This window comes from Lacihabitans lacunae (assembly GCF_042649125.1).
Lineage (GTDB): Bacteria > Bacteroidota > Bacteroidia > Cytophagales > Spirosomataceae > Leadbetterella > Leadbetterella lacunae.
Map to the genome: position 1 here is coordinate 3,079,723 of NZ_JBHRYQ010000001.1, position 21,958 is coordinate 3,101,680.

Sequence of the window (21,958 nt, forward strand, 5' to 3'; positions counted from 1 at the left end):
ATTTTAAAAAGTATGTTTGTTAATAATCCATCCTGCGTTTATGCCCCACTCGTTGTAAGTAAAACCTTGCACACTTGATGCGGCAGAGTTTGACTTTAAAAAGTATGCCAAAGCATGAAGCCTTGGAGTAAACTTGAGTCCGCATTTTATATCAAATCTATAAATTCCTTGGTACTTTTCCGAAGAAATTTTTTGAAGGCCTTTTGCAAAGGTTGCTTGATAAATAAACTTCGTTTTGGGCTTACCCAAATTTTCTGCCGCCACGAAAAGCTCATAGTTACGAAACTTGTCAGGGCTGAAATATAATTGGGGAACTTGATTTTTAAACCCAAAACCGCCGTAGTTAACACCTAATTTAAACACAGGAGCCTCAAAAGCCAAATAATATAGCGATGCAAAAATTAGGTTTCTGTTGTTACCATCTGAAATTTGAGTTCGAATAATTTGACTATAAAGTCCAATTTTGCTTGGTAAAAACAAATTGTAATTTAAATTAAAGTTTTTCTGCTTTAAGTTTTGATTGATAAGGTCGGCGTTAAAGGTTTGGAGTTCGCCTCTGTAATTCAACTCAATAATTTGGTACTTGCCCGCTTTCCATTCGGTGTTAACGTCGGTCACCAAGGAGCTCCCTTGAGGTGCCTGTATAAGCGACAAAGCCCCTCCATATTTTAAAATACCATTTTGTCTTTTTGAGGCACCTACTGTTATTTGCTTAACCACCAAAGAGTTTTGATCATTTCTTTCTTGATTGATATTGTATACCTCTCTTTGGTAATACTGCACAAACGTGTTTATCAAAGGCGAAGGGTCCAAAGAGCCTTTTAGCGAAATATTTTGAGAGGCATTGCCACCATTATCTCTACTAAAATATACTTTGGGTGTAAAATTTGGGTCGTGCCCCATGTATAGCCTATCCAAAAACTGCGAAGCATCTATTTGTCCTGGATAATAACCGAGTGTTTTCCTTACGTATTCAAAAGACTTATTGTCCATACCCATAGCATGATTTGCGTCAGCGTAGCCAAGATTTCCTTCAAAAGACTTAGGACTGATTTCCAATAACTTAAGATAATAACCTGCTCCTACTTTAAAGCCTTTGCTCCAAATGCCGAGCCTACCTCTTGCGGCTAATGTTCCTTCTTTTTCTTTTGGAAAAGTTTGCTCCAATTCCGATATTTTCTGAAAAGCTTCTTTGAATCTTTTGTTCCACCCAAGTGCATCTACATATCCCATTTGAGCTTTAAATGCCGAAGTAGAATCTGACATATCTATGGCTTTTTGCATCCATTCGAGAGCCTCTTTGTTCTTTTTTTGTTTGTTTTTTACCTGTGCCGTTCCTATTGCAGCGTCCACTTTTTTAGATTCAGACTTTAGCAGTCTTTCATAAAAACCAAGTGCCTCTTTGTATTTGCCCATGATAGAATAAAGCGTGGCAAGGTTTATCATGCCGTCTTCATCTTCGGGATTGTTTTCTAGAATTTTTTTCAATAAAATCTCCGACTGGTCTCTTCGTCCAATACCCATCATAACCGCCGATTTACCCAAAAACATGAATTTTTGACTGGTAAGGGCGTTGCCATTTGTAGGTTGAATTTCGAGTGCTTTTCCTATGTATTTTAGAGCAGAGTCGTAATCTTTTAGTTCCGAATTGGCGTTTGCAAGTCCTAGATTAGCCGAAAAACTGGTGGAATCTCTTTTTACGAGTTCTTCATAATGGCTTTTGGCAATGCTGTAGTCTTTGCTCCACATATATGCCTCTGCTATATTCAGAGCTACTTCATAACTATCTGGGCTTTTTTTCTTTAAGTCGCCAAAAACCTCCAGTGCTTTAGTAGGATTACCCGACAGCCCCAATGCTCTTCCGTAGCATAGCAGTGCAGTGGGGTTTTGCCCATCAGACTCTAGGTAATGCTCAAAAAAAGCTTTGGCGTCATTAAACTTTCCAGTTTCTAACATTGTGAAACCAGGAGTCAATGGACTTTGAGCCTTAAGCAAAAAGGACGTGAAAAGAAAAAATAGTAAAGCACTAGTTCTTATTGACATAATATTTTTTAAAAAACATGGATGTAAACACCAGTCCATATAAACTCGAACCGATAGAAATAACCACAAACTGCCCAAAGGGCTTTTCGTCGGGAATTCCGATCGCATATCGAAAGCAAAAAATCAAAGCAGAGACGGCCACAAAGGTGTACCAAAACTTCGCTTTATCGGTAACAGGATTATTAGGAATAGTAATTAAATTACTTTTGTAATAGATGATTAACAAAAATCCTACCAATCCGAAAATAGAACTTAATATTTGCAATAAAAAGTATATGGGAAGCTTAATTCCAAAGATAATAAGTGGCGTAGAGAGTATAGAAAAATGAAACGGAAACACATAATTGGGCTCATGGGTGAGGTTGTCCCATACAAAGTGAGTTAAAATTCCAAAAAAGATAGAAATAATTACTTTTAGAAAGTTTTTCTTTAGATAATTCGTCCAATCAAAGTATATTAGATTATTAAATTTATTCCATATGAATTTTGGACCATAAGTAATGAGGGTGTTTCTGACCCACCTATGAAAAACGTAACATAACAAAATGGATATGGGGATATCAAACCAAAACATGCCCAAGAGTGTGTGCCCCCAAATACCATAAAGTGTATTTCTAATAAAAAACTCAAAATCTGGTGCCATGCTGCCCATCATTAACCCCGATATAGAAAGGTGGTTTTTAAATTTTCTATAGAAAGGAAGTACTGCAACTACATGAGAAAGCGTAAATGGCATTGATGGTATAATTTTTGTACAAATTAACACAAACTGATTTAAATATATGAAAATATTAGCCGCTGACGATCAACCTATCATATTAAAATCTTTGATTCATAAACTTGAAGAAGTTGGCTTTGAGGTTCAAGGAGCTAGTGACGGACAATCTGCCATCGACATTTTTGATGCACAAAGTCCCGTATTGGCTATTTTAGATATCAATATGCCCATTAAAACGGGTTTTGATGTAATTAGACATATCAGAGATGTAAGAAAATCAGACATTCCGATAATTATAATGTCGGGAAATGACGAAGAAACTGTAATTCTGGAGGCATTTAACCTAGGTGCTGACGACTATATAGAAAAACCTGTGGGACTAAATGAGGTGGCGGTTAGGGTCAAAAGACTTTTAAAACTTCCGATGGACTTTGGTAAATCTGCAAGTGATTCAGGACTAAACTCAGGCGTGTTAAAGAAAAACGGCGTAGGCGTAGTAATACCATGTTACAACGAAGAGTCACGACTGAAAGAAGCTGAGTTTGCAAATTTTGTAAATAATAACCACGGGTATTTATTGTGTTTTGTAAACGACGGTAGTACTGACGGTACCTTGGAAGTACTAAACAAATTTAAACTTGCTCACCCAGACACCATTGAGGTTTACGACTGTGCTCAAAACGGAGGTAAGGCCGAAGCCGTAAGACAAGGTATTTTGCACTTAATCAAAGACCCCTCTTTAGACTATATCGGATTCTTAGATGCAGACCTTTCTACTAATTTTGATGATTTTGAAGACCTTACCGAAACCATTTCTCACTCCGACTTTAAGTTGGTGGCAGGTTCTAGAATTAACCGGATGGGAGCTCAGATTATTAAGCAGTCGTCGAGAGGGATAATCAGTAAGGGCATAAACTTTTTGATAAGAAAAATACTAGGAATGGAGTTTCAGGATACACAGTGTGGTGCTAAAGTAATGACCCGCGAAGTAGCTGAAAACCTGTTTAATACGCCATTTTTAACTCGTTGGATATTCGATGTGGAGATATTCCTAAGAATGAAACAGTTCTATGGCAAAGACAAAGCCCCGCTTTTAATATGTGAGCAGCCGCTCAAAAGATGGGTACACGAAGATGGATCAAAGCTTTCCTTTAAAGACTCAATAAAAATATTTAGTCAACTTATAAAAATCGTAAGAAATTACTAATTACATGAAAAATCAAATCACAATTGCAGGTCAGTTTTCGAGAGAAGCTGCACTAAGCTGGAAACAAAAATTAAAAGATATGGCTACCGCCAGTTCGGGTCTAGAAATAGACATGACAGCGGTAACAGATGCCGACATTACAGGCATAAACGCCTTGGCAACAACACAAAAGTTGTTGAGCAAAAACGAACAAAAACTTAAAATAAAAGTCAAAAATAACAGTGAACTAGCGAAGCTTTTAGGCTACACAAAACTAGGAGCCTACATGGAAGTACAATTCGTAAATTAAACTTCCTATGGCATTAAATTCAAAATCTCTAGCAACAGATGCAGGGTTTCTTTTTGCGAGCACTTTGATAGTAAACGCAGGAAACTACGCTATAAACTTGCTTTTGGGTAGATGGCTAGGGCCAGCTGACTTTTCAGAGGTCAGTCTTATCGTTACGTTGCTTCTTATAATCTCATTTTTTGCTTTAGCGTTTCAGCTTACCGCTGCCAAGTTTACGGCTACGTATGAATCTCTTACGCCAGCAAAATCCTCTTATCCTTTACTTAGTTTTCTAAACCAAAAGGCTGTCAGAGGCGGCTTGGGGCTAGCTATTGGATTTATAGCGGTACTTAGTTTATCACAAAATTATTTTCATCTGGCATCTATAGTGCCATATATAATTTTTGGTGTCTCAATGCCTTTTTATTTGCTGATGAGCGTAAACCGCGGTGTGCTTCAAGGCAAACTTTCATATAAAAGCCTTGCACTTACCTACCAGTCTGAAATGTGGGTAAGGTTGGCGTTTACCTTGCTTTTGGTATATTTAGGCTTACGGGTAAATGGCGTGGCTGTGGCCTTGTTATTGTCGCTGATAGCTACTTGGTATGTGTCAAAGCACTTTACCAAAATGACCCCAGACACTGAAACCATAGACGAGAAAACCGTCATGGCTTTCTTTAAGGTAGTGCTGGTATATGAGTGTAGCCAAATATTAATCAACAACAGTGACATCGTACTTGTAAAGCACTTTTTTGAGCCTACAGACGCGGGTCTTTATGCTGCCTTAGCCTTGGTGGGTAGAATCGTGTATTTTGGCACCTGGACAATCGTAACCTTGCTTTTTCCGATGGTTATTAAACTAGAGAAAGAAGGCAAAAATACGCTTCCATTGTTTTTTGGTGGGCTTGGTATTGTAATGGCCATTGCCGCAATTATTACCGCAGTCTGTTACTTTTTCCCAGACTTGGTTATGAACACCCTCTTTGGTGCCCAATATCTCTCGGTGGCTCCGCTCTTATGGAAATACGCTGTAGCTACTTCGCTTTTTGCGGGTTCTAATGTGTTCGTGTATTACCACATGTCGTTAGATAGGCACTTGCCTATTTATCTGTCTATTGGTTTCGGTATTTTGCAAATCATATTTTTGTACATTTACCACGCTAGTTTTGAGCAAGTTATCATGGTTCAAATAGCCCTAATGGCTGCCTTAATGACCTTAATGGTGTTATATCAGCTCTTTTATAAAAGGTTAAAAATCTAAAGCAAATCATTAAAAAAACATACCTAACCGAAGCTTTTTTAAAATAAACAGCTTCGGTTTTTTTATATATTCTGATTTCAATAGCAGTTAAAATAACGTAGATTTACTATCGATTTTTAATAAAACAACTAACTCATTCTAATTAAATCTTTTATTTAAACGTCCATTTTTGACTAGAATAGTGGTATAGTTATTGGTATAAATTAATAAAAAACACTAATATATATGGTAATTTTAGCGGCTGACGATCAACCAATTGTACTTAAATCTTTGACACATATACTAAAAGAGAGCGGTTTTGATGTACATGGAGCAAATAATGGCCAAAGTGCCATCGATGATTTTGATACTCTAAACCCAGATTTGGTAATAATTGACATTCACATGCCTGTAAAGTCTGGTTTTGAGGTGATTGAATATATTAGAAATGAAAAAAAATCTAATATTCCGATTATCATTATGTCAGGTATAAATGACGATGCCACCCTTTTAAAGGCATTTAGTCTAGGTGCTGATGACTTCATAGAAAAGCCAGTAGGACTAAACCAAGTGGTAATTAGGGTCAAAAAACTACTTAAACTTCCGGCGGACTTTGGCAAAGCATGAGGCTAAATTTTAGAGCAATTTTAACCAAAAAAACCTATACTTGCTAAAATAAGGCTCTCATAAAGTATTAAAAATAGTAAGAACCGATGCAAATATCCATTTATCTGCGTCGGTTTTTTTGTGCCAAAAATCTGGCTTAATTTATTTTTTTATTGAGTGGAAAAAATGAAAAAAAGTTTACTTTTCTTTTAAAAAATTAAACCAAAAAACTCGACACATAACCAGTTAATTTAACCTAACTACCTAAACCCTATATATGCATTAGAAAATCCATTGTAACCTTAAGTTTTTGTTCAAAAAAAGCCGGATCTCATTTTTGAAGATGAAATCCGGCTACGTTAGTATTCCTAATATTTTTTTACTTAGAATTTACTTTACAAGTTTCTGAAAATGAAGGTTATACCAATCTACCAAATCAGACATTGGTAATGATGCCGCCGCAAAGTAATTTTGTTTAGCAAGTTTAATTCTATATTCTTCGTCTTCTAATACTTTTTGAATAGCATCCGCCAAGCTTTCTTTTGAATCGGGCTCAAAAAACTCCCCGGCGTATCCTTCGTCTTCTACTAACATGGCCAAGTCGCCCAGGTTAGGCATAATGGCTGGCTTGCCATAGCTACCCGCTTGGTGAAGTACGCCCGAACTACCCGTAGTAGACGTGTAAGGAAACACAACCACAGCACTTTCACCAAAAATAGTAGGTACGTCTTCTTCGGCCACATATCCCGTAAAACGTAGGTTTTTAACCCAACTATACTGAGCCTGCACGCCCTCTAAATACCCAGGAGTATTTGGACTGTCTGTACCTGCCACTACTATTTCCATATCGAGTGTAGTGCGAGACCTGATTAGCTCTACGGCTTCTATCATCATCTCCACTTTTTTATATGTTCCAAACTTTCCAAAAGCCATTACTTGCATAGGCCCTGCCACTAAGTCAAAACTAGGCAATGGCGGCAATTCAAAACTACCGTGCGGCAAAAGAGCCACATTTTTGGCTTTATATTTTGATTCCAAAATACTAACATACTTCGGAATAGTTACACCTAACACGTTGGCTTTTAATATAATACGAGTCAAAACTCCGCCAATGAAATTATAAATAGATGCCAAAAGTTTATTTTCAGTGATTCCGGCTGCATTTAGGTCTACTTGCTCCAAAATATTATGCAAAAGCACCACAGAAGGATATCCCGAAATACGTGAAAGATAGGGGGTAAATAATCCTAGAGCTGCTGCTATTTTTTTGTCTCCGAAAGAAAGAAATTGAATATTAAACAAAACCACATCAGGTTTAAATTTTCTGATGGCACTTAAAATACTAAGTGGGTTAGTGATTTTGTTGAAGTCCCAAACCTCTTGGGCCGAAATTTTGACGCCTTCTGCAGGGAAGTCAAATTTTTGACCCTCTGGGAGTTTGTCTGTCAAGAGTAAAATCTCGGAATAGTCGTCAGTTTTTTGCTTAAAATGGTTGGTCAAATAAAAACCATATTCATTTAAAGTCCTCTTACTCGGTGGATAGCTAGTTACAATAGCCAATTTCAATTTCTTTTGCATATTAGGAAACATTTACTTTTTTGAAAAATCTTTTAAGCCCTTAAACCTTGTGTTTATCAGGTAGATAAAGAATTGTTTAAGTTTTTTAAAGTATATAATTATTAATACAAAAACCGCACCAAGGAACAAATATGTCAATACAAAAGGAGGAATCCGATCTATTAGGCTAGGCTTAAAAGTTGCCGCCTTGTGCTCAAATATTTTCATTGCATCTTTTGGCTTTCCATCAACATCAATTATACCAAAAAACTTTTGCGGATTCTTTTGCCACGGCATCTTGCCGGCCACATCGCTGGCCACTTCTTTGAAATCATAGAGGGTCCAAAAATAAGCGGGTATGTGGTTATCTTCTAAAACCGTATGCACACTTAGCAGTGCTTTAAACAAACTATTTTTTGAGTTTCCGAAGGGAAATATTTTACTCAAATATGTAGACTTGCCGTACTCACTAACCACCACTTTTTTTTCAGGTGCATTTTTTTTCAAAAACAATAAATCTTCTTTTAAAAGCTTCGGACTTTTATAAAAGTGAAAAGAAAGAAAGTCTAATTTGTCTTTAAAATTCAAGGCCTTATCGGCATTTGACCAACCGATGGTCATGGGCCTTACAGGGTCATAGCTCCGAGCCTTTGCAATGACAAACTCTAGCCATTGGTTTACTAAAGTTGAGTCTTGATAGTTATAGTCAATATCCGGTTCGTTCTTGAGGTCATACCCGATTAATGCCGGGTGGTGCCTAAAGGCGGTAAGTATGGTTTCGAGATGCCTGTCAGTAGCCGGAAAATTAAAAAGGTTAAAGTCAGAGTTAAAGTCAAACAAAGTCAGAATCACAGTGACCTGATTGAGCTCTGCTACGTCAAGCAAATGATGAAGCCTTTCCATCATTTCGGGAATCACCATTCCTTTACCAAACTGCTCGTAATTAATAAAAATCCTTACTGAATTAAACTTCAGTTTCTTTATAAGTGCAAAGTCTTTTTCAACTTGTGCCGAGTCATAATTTATCCAAAAGTCTTTAAAAGGGGCTTCTTGTGGATAATAGTTTATGCCTTTGGCGTTCAATATTTTAGATAGTAACTCCGCTTTTGTAAAATCTACCACTACGGAATCTACTTTGGGTAAGTCTGGAGCTACCTCCACGCGTTTCATATTGTGAATTCGCCAATACCCGTCTTCTAAAATCATGATAACTTGGTAGTTAAGCGTATCGGTATCATAGGCCAGCATTTGTTTTTCTTTGTTCCAAACACGCTCTGCCTCTGTGGTGGCTTTGTCTAAAAAACCAATTATCTGCCCATCTGCCGAATAATAATTTAATTGTAAATGATGCTCCAGCTCAATATGCTCTTTGATTATGGCCTTTTCTTTACTAATAGACCTCTTTAACTTTTCTCGACCCAAGGCTGTATAATAGTCTTGAATGAGAAGCGTATCGCCATTTAGCATCGCCAAGTTTCTTTGATACAAAGCCCGGATATAGTCTCGTTTTAGAATATCTCGCGTAAAATCTTCCATGGGCCGCTCTACGGGCTCATCAGGCAGCCAAACTAACTTAGGGGTATAAATGTCTGGCGTGTCTTTTACCTCCAAAAACACAGCCGCATTTGCCCGGCTTACACTCAAAAACACCCATACCTGAGCCATGCCATAGACCAGTATACTTATTAGTATTACTACTCCAGCCATCAGAAACAATTTAAAGGTATTTTTTTCGTTTTTTATCATTTATCTAGCAATTATTACTTTTGAAACTCCCCCAATTTCTACGGAGAGTGTATCTCCTAGTTTTACTTTTCTAAATAAATCATAACTCGCAACACCGTCTTTCAGAAAAGTCAAAAACTCATGAGGTGATTGATTTCTAAATATCCGAACCTCGGTACCGTCTGTTACATATTGCCCCATTTTTGCCAATACTGGCCCTACAAATAGTTTAGAATTTTTAACATTAAATTTTAAATCAAAATCAGCTACGTAAGGCAAAACTTTGAGCGAAATACTACTACTTTTCAAAACGTTGTCTACCGTAGCATAAACAGTTAAAGAGCCTTTTCGAGAAGGATACTTAATATTGGCAGAGGCTATTCCATCCAACACAAAAGCCCTATAAATACTCTGAAGCCCGTCTTGGTCCACCACAATAAATCGCAAAAGAACACCGTCAGACACGCGGTTTCCGTAGCGGTCTAACACATTCGAAGTTGTGACTTTAAAATATTGACGGCCATCTGCCACTATCAGTTTGGTAGAAGTAGATAAGCTAAATGAATTGGGAATATTTGGCAGCTCCAAAAGCTCCTTTTCTTTACTATCAGAATGCGTAGTACTAGAAGCCAAAAAGGTTTTACCTGTAGTGCTCTGGCTATTTATTCTTAAATAAGCAATTCCATTTTTAGTCAATGGCTTTACTTCTTGATAAGAGCCATTTGGACGAGTGGCCTGTATGTCTATCGGAGTGCCATCATCTACCATGTTTTTGTATGTATCAACTGGCAAAACCGACAGCATAGACCAATGGATGCCCTGATCGGCGGTGATAGACTTGGAGCCAATATACGATGCCAATATACCGTAGCTTTCTAGCGGCAAAACCTCCATTTTTTTCTCTTCCATTTTAGTGCCGTTGCACCATACAGAAAGTTTATGAATACCCGCCTCGGCAACTATGCTTCTAGGCAAAACCAAAGAAGAGTCTAAACTAAAAGCCAGTGTACCCCAGACCACATTGGCCTTGAGCAAACAGCCCTTTAATGGTTTAATTTTTAGCGAAAGCTTATCGTCAGCTTTGAATCGCTCCGGAATATGTGCTAGTCTTTGTTCAAACTTGTGAGGCCCTGCTGGTAATTCTTTTTTTCTAAAAACCATTACATACAGAAGCAACAGCATAAGTAAAACGCCTGCTATTCCTCCACCTAATATGTATTTGTTTTTTAACATTTAATATAACGTTGGGTTGGCAATATAGCCGTCCGGCAAAACCTTAATCCACCAATCTTTATATTGGATTCCATCTTCTTTTAAAAGCTTTCTTCCTAAAACCTCCACGTTTGGGAGTCCATTGACATAAAAGTCTTTATTTTCACCTATTTTAATAATCGAAAATTCCTTAAACTTAAGCAGCGGAACCTCAAACTGCCTTTTTCTTTGAGGCCGCACTCCTTCACGCATAAAGTAGGTGTCTAACCATGCCAAGTCTCCGTTTTTGTCTGTATATGAAATCAGGAGTTTAGGAACACTGATTTCTTCGGTGCCATAGTTAAGCAATGTGCCCACAAAGAAATTTTCTTTAAAACGCAAATTTTGAATATCATAAGACCTATACAAATCGTTTTTGTCTACCACCGCTCTGGCCAATAACTTAAACTGACTCGGTGGAGCACTGTATTTAAACGGACTAAATTCGTTTGGATTAAACTTAGTAGACTTTGCCTCGTTTTTATAATTCCATGCGGTAGACTCAAACTCAATTTTAAAAGGAATTTTTTCTAAAGGCAAAATCCTATGAATGGTGGCAAACTTGGCATTATAGCTAACCAGTTTACGGTTGTTTTTATCATATAGCTGAGCACTTATGGTGATATGAGCCGGATAGGAATCAACGTTTTGCAGCTCCCCCACTACAAAATAACTGCTGTCCATTTTCACCAAACGAGCATCTAGAATTTGCAAATCGGGTCTATCCAAAACGTCGTCGTGCTGGGTAGCAGAAGTACCCGCTTGGCGTTTTCCATGTCCATGAATTCCCTGAACTTTCTCTACCATAAACTGGTCTGCAGGTATGCTCAGGTCAAACTTGGGGGCTTTGAGGTACCACTTGCCTTTGTTTCTCACTACTATATGTGTAGCCCTTGTATAATATTCTTCTACTGGCGTAATCCACTCTGCCACAATGTGGGCTTCGTACTTGTCTTTGGTGATTTTTTTAAGGTCTATTTTTAAGTTATTAAGCTTGGCATAAGAAGCCAAAATTCCATCTTCTACCGAAAGTTTTACGAAATAATCGTCAAAGTCTGGCCTGTCTGCAGGATCAAAGAACCCATGAGCAGCCTCGAAATACTTAAAATCCACAGCATCGTAATACGCAACCACGACATCTTTGGGACTTTGATAAGGGCTGAAAGTTGAAAGTTGGTAAGACACATATACTACAATAGTGACTACTGTTAAAATCCATCCTCCCAAAAAATACAAAGTTAGTTTTCGTAAAGGCGGCACTATGATATCGTCTGAGTCATTGTAGGTGTCGTCGTATTTTGAAATATTTTTGACTTTACTAAACCACAGCAAAACAAAATTTACGGTAAAAGCCAAAGTAAGCGAGAAGAAAGGCATAATACCCCACCAAAGTTTAATAACCTTCGGCAAATCTTTACGGGGCAAAACCGTTGGCAGTGGCGGAATATCCTGTTTCTGCCAAACCATAATTCCGTTTTCAAGTCTTTGGACCCTCTCCCACCCTGCAAAATAAAGTATGGGGTCGTAAAACTTATCGTTGGAAAATATAAACTTGAGGTAGTATTTTTCTGGAACAGTCAAAAACTGCTGCAAGGAACCAATCCCTTCTATACCTTTAAACTTAGAGTTTTCGAGCCGCTCGAGTGGCCGGGTGGTCATTTCAGGTAATCGCCTGGCAGAGTGATAGTTGCCATCTACAGACTGAGCTTTAGTTTGGGCCGAAAGCCAGGCCATTTGATCTCCAAACCCAAGGGTCATATACCGCCAATGGTCGTGATTATCTCTTTCTAAAAATTGAACGATTGGCTTGGTGTCAATTTTTGGAGGTTGAAGTGGCCTGAAATTTCCTAAACTCACAATAAATATGGTCAAAACAGCAACCGACCCGCCTAAAAATCCAGCAAAAAGTCGATAAACCATGGTGCCATATTTTCTTCTTAAGATAACCCGATAGTCGCCTTCTACTACTCTATAAAAAAACTCTCCTAAAAAAGGAGTTCCAATCATAGAAGCCCAAAACGTAAACCTATCGAGGGTGAGAATATTAAAAGCGTTTTCGCCCAACATCAAAATCGGGATTGGCGTAGTGCCACCAGTACCTAATATAAAAAGTAAAGTAAAAGAAAGGCCAATAAACATGTTTCTTTTGGTCCAAACTCTAGAGAAAATATAAGGAAGTAAAAGCAACTGAACCCCTAAAGGGATAAGAAAAAACATAAGTCCCGAAGAAGGAACCTCTATAAAGGAGTCGCGAGAGCCATGCGGAATAGAAACCTGGGTAATGGGATCGGTGGCTGACCAGTAGAAATAAGGAAAAATGTAGGCCATAACCACGGGCACAAATGACCCAAACAGAATTAACTCTCGTTTTTTGTCCCAAACCTTCCACAAAAACTGCATCACCGTAATCTTTTGGCCTTCCTTATTATCACTAATGAGGGTATCCATAACGGCGAGTCCCATAACAGGAGCCACAAAAAACACCATTCCAAAAATAGTGGTTACGTGATGCGAGGTAACCCCAACACCCATAATAGTAACGGCAGTGGCCAGTCTATATATTTTCCCGTACCTAATCCAACGGTAAATTTCAGGTAGAGAGTTTAGCAAACATGAAATTCCCATCAAAGTAGGAATCTGCCCAAAAAGGTGAAAGGCCTCGTTGATAGATGCCCCAAAACACGTTAGCAAAGCCGCATATCCTGCTGCCCTACGACTCGTCCAAAGCAAAGCAAACCGATACATACCCACCATAAGCAGCTGCATAACTATGGCTGCTAAAAGCAAAAAGGCATTTCGAAGGCCAAGAAATTTAGACAAAAAACCAGTCAGCTGATGCACCAAAGGCGGATAACTGGTAACGTTGAAACCCGTGTACCAGCGGTTATCCCATGTATCAAACCAATCTCTTGCGTAGTGGTCTCCAAAAAACATGTGCACGAAGGCGTCGTAGGTGGAGTCTACCGTAAAAAAGAAGAGTGTTCCATGAAAAACCAAGGCTATAACCATTGCTACAAACAATAAGTTAAATGGTTTTTTGGGCGTCATAATTTAAGAAAAATTTGCTTTTATATTAAAAGTATCCAAAAACTGTGCCTGCTAAAAAAACAGGCTTCAGAAACGAACTTAATCAATTAATATTCAAGACTATATATTTATTAGAAAAACGAAAAACAATTTAATTAAAACACTTAAACTCTCACTTTAAAGGTCATTCGATGGTGAGGCGTAAAGCCAAATTTCAAAATAGCTTTTCTGTGAAAATTAGTCGGATACCCAGCGTTTTGTTGCCACTTGTACTGTGGATATTCTAAGGCTAAGTTTTCCATGATATCGTCTCGATAGGTTTTAGCCAAAATAGATGCCGCCGCAATAGACAAATACTTTCCATCGCCTTTTACTATGCACGTATGAGGCAACATCGGATACGGCGTAAACCTGTTTCCGTCTACTAAAAGGTGCTCCGGCTTTAACTTTTCTGAGATTTTATCTACTGCCCTATGCATAGCCAAAAAACTCGCCTTTAAGATATTTATCTCATCTATTTCATGATTACTGGCTTCTGCCACTGCCCACACCAATGCATCCCTTTCTATTTCTATTCTCAGTGCTACCCGCTGTTCTTTGGTTAGCTGCTTAGAGTCATTCAAAAGTTCGTTTTGATAGTCTTTGGGCAATATCACCGCAGCAGCTACAACTGGTCCAGCCAAACAACCTCTTCCTGCCTCATCGAGGCCAGCTTCTACATAGTTTTGGTTAAAATAGGGTAATAACATAATAGGTGTAAATATCCGAAAAATACAGCGTTATGAGCATGTATTAAAAATCATTTTTAAGAAAAATTCTTCATATTTCTAGGCTAAATTAACTATTTGAGCTAAAAGACACACTGGTTTTTACAGCTCACCATTTTTTATCATATTATAAATAGTAGATTTACCGATATCGAGTTTACTTGCCACAAGTAAAACATCGTTATCATATTTATCTAAAAAGTGCTTTAAAATCCTTCTGTTATATTCTTTAAGTGTTAGCTCATCTAGCAAAAACGAACCTTCTGGCCTTATAGAATTGAAGCTAATATCTTCGCTCATTATTTCATTGCCCGTAGCCATTACACACGAAAGCTCAATCACAGCTTTTAACTCCCTAATATTCCCTGGAAACCCATATTGAAGTAACTTTTGTGAAGCTTCGCTATGGATAGAAAGCAACGGGAGCTTGTTTTTTTTGCAATAATCTTCTACAAAATACTTGGCCAAAATCAAAATGTCGTTTCCTCGCTCCCGAAGTGGCGGTAACTTTATATTCAACCCTAAAATTCGGTAGTACAAATCTTCTCTGAAATTACCATTTTTTACCTCCTCTGTCAGGTTCCGGTGCGTAGCTACTATTATTCTGGCATCAAACTTTACTGTAGCATTTCCTCCAACACGGACTATCTCTTGCTCTTGAAGAGCTCGCAATATTTTGGCTTGAATGTTTATATCCATTTCCCCTATTTCATCCAAAAACAAAGTGCCGCCATTTGCCTCTTCAAATTTGCCGATTCGCCTGATCATGGCACCCGTAAACGCCCCTTTTTCGTGACCAAAAAGTTCACTTTCAACCAATTCTTTGGGTATTGCAGACATATTTACAGCCACAAATGGCTTTTTGCTCCTGGCAGAATTATAATGAATAGACTTCGCCACGAGTTCTTTACCTGTACCCGTTTCTCCATATACCGACACGTTTATTTGACTTTGAGCGGCTTTTTCCATCAGAGCAAATACTCGCTTAAGTGCATCGCTATTTCCTTTTATGCTGTTGTCAAATTCATATTTTTCGCCAACTTCTTTTCGCAATAACGTAATTTCATCTTTGAGGTTTTTGGTCTCACGAACTTTTAGAAGCGTACTCCAAAGGCGATCTTTTACATTTTCGTCTTTTACTATATAATCATACGCACCAAGTTTTAGCAGCTTAACGGCAGTAGCTATATCTTCTTGACCTGAAATTATTATCACGGGAATTTCGGGATAGTCTCTTTTAATAATTTTCAGGATGGTTTCACCGTCAAAATCCGGAAGTGAATAATCCAAGGTAATAGCCGAAGGTTTTTTATTGAGATTATCAAGTAAACCCTTGCCAGTATCGAAGACATGCACCTCATAATCTGGATTAAGATTGAGGTGATATTGTAAGACAGAACTATACAAAAGGTCGTCTTCTACTATAAAAATCGAGAACTGATTTTCCATGTCTAATTATAATATGTTTCCAAAAATAAGAATTTTTCCAAAAATCGTGCCTTTTCTTAAATAAGAATTGGGCATTCCAAAAACAAAAAACGAAATGCTACCTCTCAATAATTTATATTTAAACTATCCGCCCTCAATAGCTTAAAAAACAAGGAGAAAAAAAATCATAAATCTTTATATTTAAACTCAAATACCATTTTATCACTAATTTTGAGCCACCAAAAAAACACGATTGACACTATTCAAAAACGCTTACGGAGGCTTATCGCCCAAAATCTGGCTGTTGGCTTTGGTTATGCTCATAAACCGGGCAGGTACCATGGTGGTGGCGTTTATGTCTGTATATACCACGCAAAAACTAAACTATAGCATAGAAGAAGCTGGCTATGTAATGATGATGTTTGGTGCCGGAGCCGTGGTGGGTTCATGGCTGGGCGGAAAACTCACCGATATATTGGGGCACTACTTGGTTCAGCTATTGAGTTTGAGCATCGGCGGGCTCTTGTTTTTTGTGGTTGTAAAAATAGAAACCTTTGAGTACTTGTGTGCTGGCGTGTTTATTTTAGCTGTATTTGGCGAAGCCTATAGACCTGCAAACACAGTGAGTATTTCCCACTTTTGCAAACCCGAAAATTTTACTCGGTCTGTTTCTTTGGTACGTTTGGCTATTAACTTGGGCTGGGCCATAGGACCAGTTTTAGGAGGATATTTCGCCTCTCGCAACTACGACTACCTGTTTTGGGCAGACGGCGTAACTAATATTTTGGCCGCGGCCCTAGTCTGGCGGTTTTTAAGAACAAAAGTGGTACGTACGGCCAAAGTCAGCAAAGAACAAAAAGCCCTAAACAAAAAAGATTCGCCTTGGAGAGACGGCTACTTCATGATATTTGTGGGCCTGGCTACGCTTTATGTAATGTCATTTTCTCCACTCTTTACGGTTTTACCTGTTTTTTATAAAGAGGCTTGCGGCATAGATGAGCAACAGATTGGCTTATTGATGGGCCTAAATGGCCTTTTGGTAGCATCCGTAGAAATGATTTTAATATACAAACTAGAGCACAGATACTCTAAAATGCAATTCATATTTTTTGGCTGTGTTTTGTTGGTCATAAACTACCTTATGTATTATTACCTGAGAAGCTTCGCTTGGCTGATTGTAGGCATAACTTTCGGCACATTTTCGGAGATATTCGCATTACCGTTTATGAATACCTTTTCGATTGAAAGGGCAAAAGGCCATAATCTTGGCCAATATTCGGCTGCCTACTCGATGTCGTGGCCCATTGCTCAGATCATCTCCCCTTTGCTGGGTACACAAGTTATTGCACTTTTGGGATACGATGCACTTATAGTCTCTTTAGGCGGACTAGCCTTTATGGCTACTGTTGGGTTTTATTTGATGGCAAAAAAATAAATAAAAAAGCCGTAATTCGATTTTTAAAATCAGATTACGGCCAGCTATATTTTTATAGTTTTTTTTAAGCCAACTCAGCTATTACTGTCTCGCCGCCTACTGGCTTGTCTTCTAAGTTTACCAATACTTTGGCATCTAAAGGCAAATAAATATCTATACGCGAACCGAATTTTATAAAGCCGAACTCTTCGCCTTGGGTTACTTCTTGACCTTCTTTTACATACCAACAGATTCTTCTGGCCATAGCACCGGCTATTTGTCTAAACAAAACCTCCGTACCATTTGCGTGTTTAGTCACCACAGTTGTACGCTCATTTTCAGTGCTACTTTTTGGATGCCATGCTACCAAATATTTGCCTGGGTGATATTTGAAATACGAGATTATTCCTGACAATGGATTAAAGTTTATGTGCACGTTAAGTGGTGACATAAAAATTGAAATCTGCTTACGAGGACCTTTAAAGTATTCCGTTTCGATTACTTCTTCAATAACAACCACCCTTCCGTCTGCAGGAGCGATGATATGTTTTGGATTAATTGGGGTTTTTCTTGTAGGTTTGCGAAAGAATTGCAAAACCACTAAAAAAAGAATGAAGCAAACTACAAATACCGCAATGTGAATGGTAGGTTGTTCGGGAGTAAAATATCTGATGATGCTATAAATTATAGCCAAAGTAAGTGTTGTTACTATCAAAGTACCTGTACCTTCTTTGTGTATTGTCATATTAGGGCGTTGTTAAATTTTGTCAAAGATAGTAAATCCATTTTTTAGAGAATTTGTATTATCCGAATAATTTTTGATGTCTATTAAATAAATGTATAAAAACCGAGTTTAAGAATTGATGAACGAATATATAAAATTTTGGAGAGCCTGGGATCTCAAAGACAAAGCACCACTTTTCGCCACAGCTTTTATAGCCTTACTACTAGCCGCTTATGCAGGTTTTGCGTGGTTTAATGGCTTAGAAAATATTCTGGAATGGAACACGGTGAGCGAAATGCATCAGAAGGTAATCAACGAAACCATTTTTGGCGACCACAAGCTTTCATTTTCAGCATCTACCCCACTTTGGTACATAAAAGAGCATTATTTGCCCTCTTTAGTAGAAGTAAATCGCAACGCATATTACCTGCTACTTATAGGTGGCTTGCTCGGCTTAGTTACAACATTAAGTGGAACCGCCCGTCTTAAAGGACTTTGGTTTTTGGTTGCCGCCATATTTTTAGCGGGAGTTTTGGTCTCAATGCGACTAGAAAACGTACTAGATGCCAATAATTCTTATGGCTTTTTGGTCTCCTTCATAGTATTTGGAGGTTTTTACTACGTATCAAATCTATTTAACCAAAAACTAAAGTTGTATCAAACTTTGAGCATATGGTTAATAATCGTAGCACTTTTTCTTTTTGTAATTCAAGCTGTTTCTCAGATAAACACCCCATTTATATCCATTTCTGCCTATAGCTTAATCGCTTTTCTAGCTATTACATTAGTTTTCATTTTCTTAATTTCTCACGAAATATTCGCCGGTTTAGTTTGGTTGGTTTCTAAAAACGCCAGAAAAGGCCAAAGTTCACTTTCCCAGCTTTTCATTATTTCAGCGGTATATCTGGCAAACGTTATTTTAATTTATTTAGAAAACACCCGAATCATAGAAAATAGCACCTATGTGGTTCCGCCTTTATTGCTCTATTTTACAAGTGCAATTTTAGGTCTTTGGGGTTTCAGAAAATTGCTTGATCAGCAGCAGCTTTTTAGCTTTAACCGCTCTGGAGTTTGGATTTATATCGGCTTGGCCATTGTCTCCTCTTCATGCATTGCGTTTATTTATGCCACAGCAAACGACCCGCTTCAGGAGTTTATTGAAGACTATATCGCCATCACGCAGCTTGCGGTTGGGTTTACGTTTTTTATATACATTCTTATAAACTACTTCCAGTTATTTAAACAAGGCTTAGATGTCCAAAAAGTAATGTATAAATCGCCCTACAGCAGGTTAATACTTACCCGAGTAGCTTCGATTTTTCTTATAATATTGCTTTTTGCTTCAAAAAACTACTACTCCTATTATCAAGTAAACGCAGGCTATGACAACGCCATCGCTGATTTTTATTTAGAAGAGGGCGACCTCAAAGCCGCTGAAACATTTTATAAGTCTTCTACCCATTATGACCTGTATAACCACAAGGCAAATGTCACCTTGGCTTCGCTTGCTCTAAGTCAAAAAGACCGAATTAACGCCGCGTTTTTCTTTAAACAAGCCATTTTTAAAAACCCAAGTGCATACGCTTATGCAGGCCTAAGTGCCAGCCTCGAAACCGAAGACATGTATTTTGACGCCTTGTTTTCGCTTCAAGAAGGCCTTAAAACCTTCCCCAATGAACATAGGCTACTGACCGACTTGGCTTTTTTACAACAAAAATCTAATTTGACAGACAGCGTACTTTATTATTTAGATTTGGCAAAAAAAACATGTACAGATTGTGAAGTTGAAAACACTAATTTTTTAGCTTTTTGGATAGAAAACTCAAAACCAGAACGCCTTGAAGAAATGACAGCGGAGTTAGTAAGCGTTAAATCAAAAAGTCAGTCATCAGAAGCAAACAAAAAAGCAGTGGCTCGATTGCTAAATAAACCTATTACGTTAGAAGTTTTTGAGATAAGCAAAGATTCGGTTTTGGATGTAAGCCGAGCCGCCAACTTATTTAACTCCGTAGCCAGTACGCAACCCGAAAGCGTGGTAAACATTGACCCGTTACTATTCAGAAAGCTCCAGCAAAAAGAAGGTAACGAACCGTATTTTGAGGAACTGAGTTTGACCTATGCCCAAAACCAATATTACAGAGGCAACAAAATAGAAGGCTTAAAACAATTGACACTTTTAGGAAACAATAGCCTTTCTAAAAACAAACCGCTATATAACCAAAACCTAGGGCTATGGCTGCTTAACGAAGGTGTTTATACCCAAGCTATAGAAAGACTTAACCTGGCCGGCGACAGTGCTTCGGCTACGATTTTAAGCAAACCTAGTTTTAAGGCAGAATTAGAAGCAAAAGTTGCCGATCAAGCAAAGAGTATTTTAAAAGAAAAAATAACAAAAGAAAACTTTGAAGCCATAAAAAACAAGGCTCCGCTCAACCCAATAGTAATAGCGACACTGTCTGATTATTTGAGTAGCACGGGCAATGACGTAGAGGCCTACAACCTTCCTTTTTATGTAGCCGAGTTAAACCCTGATGCAGCGTTGCTTTGGAAAACCTATATCAAAAAAGCCATCAAATTGGCACAGTTTGACTATGCAAGCAATGGCTTAGAAAAACTCAAAAAATTAGTAGGGCCAAGTGAATACCAAGAATTTGCAGAATTGATAGCAAAAAGTAAAGATTCACAAAGTTCTGACGGTTTTCAGTAAGGTTAATTTTGACAAAATAGATTTAAAAATAATTCTGAAATAAATGAATATTTTTTACTAAAAAGTGCCAAAATAAGCAGTCTTTTGCTAACTTTGCCTACTTTTTGTGACATAACAATAAAATAAATATTCTAAACAGAAAACCATGAAGTTTGTAGTTTCATCATCTGAACTCGTAAAAAACCTTTCTAACATAAGTGGTCTAATAGGACCAAACCCACTGGTTCCTATCTTAGAAAATTTTCTGTTCGAACTAGACAAAACTAGTCTTACTATTACAGCCTCTGACCTTCAAACAGTTATGGTGGCTGACTTGATGGTAGACTCAGAAGATACCGTTGCTGTAGCAATTCCTGCTAAGCTATTTATGGACACCCTTAAAAGCTTACCTGAGCAGCCAATTACTGTAAATATTAGCGGTGAGACTTTCGGTATAGAAATAGTTACCTCTAATGGTAGATTCAAAATAGCGGGTGAAAACCCAATGGATTTCCCAAGAGCTCCGCAAGTAAACAGAAGTTTTAGTATTGAGTTAGATTCTCATATCTTGGGAGCAGCTATTAACAATACCTTGTTTGCTACAAGTACAGATGACCTAAGACCAGCAATGACTGGGGTATTCATCGACATCACTGAAGAAAACACTACGTTTGTAGCCACCGATGGCCACAGACTAATCAGATATAGAAGAGAAGACATCAAATCGGCTACCGCTACCACGATGATCCTTCCAAGAAAAGCTCTTAACTTAATCAAGTCATCGTTGCCTTCTGAAGTTGTGCCAGTTACTACTGAGTTTAGTAGTTCAAATGCATTCTTTAGTTTTGGAAACATCAAGTTGATTTGTAGATTAATAGACGAGCGTTACCCTGACTACGAAAACGTGATACCAAAGAACAATCCCAACAAAATGGTGATTGAAAGAAGCAAATTCTTGAGTTCTTTGAAACGTATCGCTATATTCTCAAATAAAACTACGCATCAGATTAGACTAAAAATCACGGCTGACGAACTTACAATTTCGGCTGAAGATTTAGACTATTCAAATGAAGCAGTTGAGAGAATACCTTGCGAGTACACTGGCGAATCCATGGAAATTGGTTTTAACGCAAAGTTTCTTGCCGAAATGTTGAGCAACATCAGTGCTTCTAACATTACCCTTGAGCTTTCATTGCCTAACAGAGCGGGTCTTATTATTCCTGACGCTAAGGAAGATAACGAAGACATCTTAATGCTCGTTATGCCAGTAATGCTCAATTCTTACGCATAAACCTTA

16 protein-coding genes are annotated in these 21,958 nt (G+C 38.0%); 7 read left to right on the forward strand and 9 right to left on the reverse strand.

Translation table 11 applies throughout. The features are described 5' to 3' along the window. Positions 1-3 precede the first annotated feature (3 nt). Both ACFOOI_RS13460 and ACFOOI_RS13465 read right to left on the reverse strand, forming a co-directional pair. Entirely contained in the window at positions 4-2,043 is a 2,040-nt protein-coding gene (locus ACFOOI_RS13460) for a tetratricopeptide repeat protein (protein WP_379838501.1), read from the reverse strand. Beyond that, on the reverse strand, positions 2,027-2,779 hold the full coding sequence (locus ACFOOI_RS13465; protein WP_379838502.1) for a DUF4184 family protein: 753 nt from the start codon (positions 2,777-2,779) through the stop codon (positions 2,027-2,029). Before ACFOOI_RS13465 ends, ACFOOI_RS13460 begins: the two co-directional genes overlap by 17 nt. A 46-nt stretch (positions 2,780-2,825) precedes the next feature. On the opposite strand from ACFOOI_RS13465, the gene ACFOOI_RS13470 reads away from it, so the two are divergent. The 4 genes from ACFOOI_RS13470 (at position 2,826) to ACFOOI_RS13485 (ending at position 6,103) form a co-directional block, all read left to right on the forward strand. Continuing rightward, positions 2,826-3,968: a response regulator gene (locus ACFOOI_RS13470; RefSeq protein ID WP_379838503.1), complete on the forward strand. Its 1,143-nt coding sequence runs from the start codon at positions 2,826-2,828 to the stop codon at positions 3,966-3,968. 4 nt (positions 3,969-3,972) lie between these two features. After that, on the forward strand, positions 3,973-4,257 hold the full coding sequence (locus tag ACFOOI_RS13475) for a hypothetical protein (RefSeq protein ID WP_379838504.1): 285 nt from the start codon (positions 3,973-3,975) through the stop codon (positions 4,255-4,257). A 7-nt stretch (positions 4,258-4,264) separates the two neighbouring features. Further along, positions 4,265-5,497: an oligosaccharide flippase family protein gene (locus tag ACFOOI_RS13480; RefSeq protein ID WP_379838505.1), complete on the forward strand. Its 1,233-nt coding sequence runs from the start codon at positions 4,265-4,267 to the stop codon at positions 5,495-5,497. Between the two features lie 225 nt (positions 5,498-5,722). After that, on the forward strand, positions 5,723-6,103 hold the full coding sequence (locus tag ACFOOI_RS13485; RefSeq protein WP_379838507.1) for a response regulator: 381 nt from the start codon (positions 5,723-5,725) through the stop codon (positions 6,101-6,103). A 369-nt stretch (positions 6,104-6,472) separates the two neighbouring features. On the opposite strand, the gene ACFOOI_RS13490 is transcribed toward ACFOOI_RS13485, so the two are convergent. The 6 genes from ACFOOI_RS13490 to ACFOOI_RS13515 all read right to left on the reverse strand — a co-directional run bounded on the left by ACFOOI_RS13490 (position 6,473) and on the right by ACFOOI_RS13515 (position 15,858). Next, positions 6,473-7,660, reverse strand: coding sequence for a glycosyltransferase (locus ACFOOI_RS13490; protein WP_379838508.1), 1,188 nt, complete (start codon positions 7,658-7,660; stop codon positions 6,473-6,475). 12 nt (positions 7,661-7,672) lie between these two features. Then, positions 7,673-9,385, reverse strand: coding sequence for a cellulase family glycosylhydrolase (locus tag ACFOOI_RS13495; RefSeq protein WP_379838509.1), 1,713 nt, complete (start codon positions 9,383-9,385; stop codon positions 7,673-7,675). Then, positions 9,386-10,597 (reverse strand): hypothetical protein, encoded by a 1,212-nt coding sequence (locus tag ACFOOI_RS13500; protein WP_379838510.1) that lies wholly within the window; start codon positions 10,595-10,597, stop codon positions 9,386-9,388. Further along, positions 10,598-13,663: a hypothetical protein gene (locus ACFOOI_RS13505; protein WP_379838511.1), complete on the reverse strand. Its 3,066-nt coding sequence runs from the start codon at positions 13,661-13,663 to the stop codon at positions 10,598-10,600. It lies immediately after the preceding gene. 143 nt (positions 13,664-13,806) lie between these two features. Further along, on the reverse strand, positions 13,807-14,391 hold the full coding sequence (locus ACFOOI_RS13510; RefSeq protein ID WP_379838512.1) for a ribonuclease HII: 585 nt from the start codon (positions 14,389-14,391) through the stop codon (positions 13,807-13,809). 120 nt (positions 14,392-14,511) lie between these two features. Next, a complete protein-coding gene (locus tag ACFOOI_RS13515; RefSeq protein WP_379838513.1) occupies positions 14,512-15,858 on the reverse strand; it encodes a sigma-54-dependent transcriptional regulator in 1,347 nt (448 codons plus the stop codon). Between the two features lie 232 nt (positions 15,859-16,090). Between ACFOOI_RS13515 and ACFOOI_RS13520 the strand changes: the two genes are divergently transcribed. Continuing rightward, on the forward strand, positions 16,091-17,272 hold the full coding sequence (locus ACFOOI_RS13520; protein ID WP_379838514.1) for an MFS transporter: 1,182 nt from the start codon (positions 16,091-16,093) through the stop codon (positions 17,270-17,272). Between the two features lie 64 nt (positions 17,273-17,336). Here ACFOOI_RS13520 and ACFOOI_RS13525 read toward each other — a convergent pair whose 3' ends face one another. Next, positions 17,337-17,996, reverse strand: coding sequence for a phosphatidylserine decarboxylase family protein (locus tag ACFOOI_RS13525; protein WP_379838515.1), 660 nt, complete (start codon positions 17,994-17,996; stop codon positions 17,337-17,339). A 118-nt stretch (positions 17,997-18,114) separates the two neighbouring features. Between ACFOOI_RS13525 and ACFOOI_RS13530 the strand changes: the two genes are divergently transcribed. Then, the gene (locus tag ACFOOI_RS13530; RefSeq protein ID WP_379838516.1) at positions 18,115-20,682 is read left to right on the forward strand and encodes a tetratricopeptide repeat protein; all 2,568 of its coding nucleotides are present in this window, start codon (positions 18,115-18,117) and stop codon (positions 20,680-20,682) included. A 145-nt stretch (positions 20,683-20,827) separates the two neighbouring features. Beyond that, positions 20,828-21,952 (forward strand): DNA polymerase III subunit beta, encoded by a 1,125-nt coding sequence (dnaN, locus tag ACFOOI_RS13535; RefSeq protein WP_379838517.1) that lies wholly within the window; start codon positions 20,828-20,830, stop codon positions 21,950-21,952. The last annotated feature ends 6 nt before the right edge of the window (positions 21,953-21,958 follow it).

Coding starts and splice junctions, on each gene's coding strand:
- ACFOOI_RS13465 (WP_379838502.1), bottom strand. CDS start 2,779: ATGCCATTTACGCTTTCTCATGTAGTTGCAGTACTTCCTTTCTATAGA.
- ACFOOI_RS13500 (WP_379838510.1), bottom strand. CDS start 10,597: ATGTTAAAAAACAAATACATATTAGGTGGAGGAATAGCAGGCGTTTTA.
- ACFOOI_RS13495 (WP_379838509.1), bottom strand. CDS start 9,385: ATGATAAAAAACGAAAAAAATACCTTTAAATTGTTTCTGATGGCTGGA.
- ACFOOI_RS13530 (WP_379838516.1), top strand. CDS start 18,115: ATGAACGAATATATAAAATTTTGGAGAGCCTGGGATCTCAAAGACAAA.
- ACFOOI_RS13515 (WP_379838513.1), bottom strand. CDS start 15,858: ATGGAAAATCAGTTCTCGATTTTTATAGTAGAAGACGACCTTTTGTAT.
- ACFOOI_RS13460 (WP_379838501.1), bottom strand. CDS start 2,043: ATGTCAATAAGAACTAGTGCTTTACTATTTTTTCTTTTCACGTCCTTT.
- ACFOOI_RS13485 (WP_379838507.1), top strand. CDS start 5,723: ATGGTAATTTTAGCGGCTGACGATCAACCAATTGTACTTAAATCTTTG.
- ACFOOI_RS13475 (WP_379838504.1), top strand. CDS start 3,973: ATGAAAAATCAAATCACAATTGCAGGTCAGTTTTCGAGAGAAGCTGCA.
- ACFOOI_RS13480 (WP_379838505.1), top strand. CDS start 4,265: ATGGCATTAAATTCAAAATCTCTAGCAACAGATGCAGGGTTTCTTTTT.
- ACFOOI_RS13490 (WP_379838508.1), bottom strand. CDS start 7,660: ATGCAAAAGAAATTGAAATTGGCTATTGTAACTAGCTATCCACCGAGT.
- dnaN (WP_379838517.1), top strand. CDS start 20,828: ATGAAGTTTGTAGTTTCATCATCTGAACTCGTAAAAAACCTTTCTAAC.
- ACFOOI_RS13510 (WP_379838512.1), bottom strand. CDS start 14,391: ATGTTATTACCCTATTTTAACCAAAACTATGTAGAAGCTGGCCTCGAT.
- ACFOOI_RS13470 (WP_379838503.1), top strand. CDS start 2,826: ATGAAAATATTAGCCGCTGACGATCAACCTATCATATTAAAATCTTTG.
- ACFOOI_RS13505 (WP_379838511.1), bottom strand. CDS start 13,663: ATGACGCCCAAAAAACCATTTAACTTATTGTTTGTAGCAATGGTTATA.
- ACFOOI_RS13525 (WP_379838515.1), bottom strand. CDS start 17,996: ATGACAATACACAAAGAAGGTACAGGTACTTTGATAGTAACAACACTT.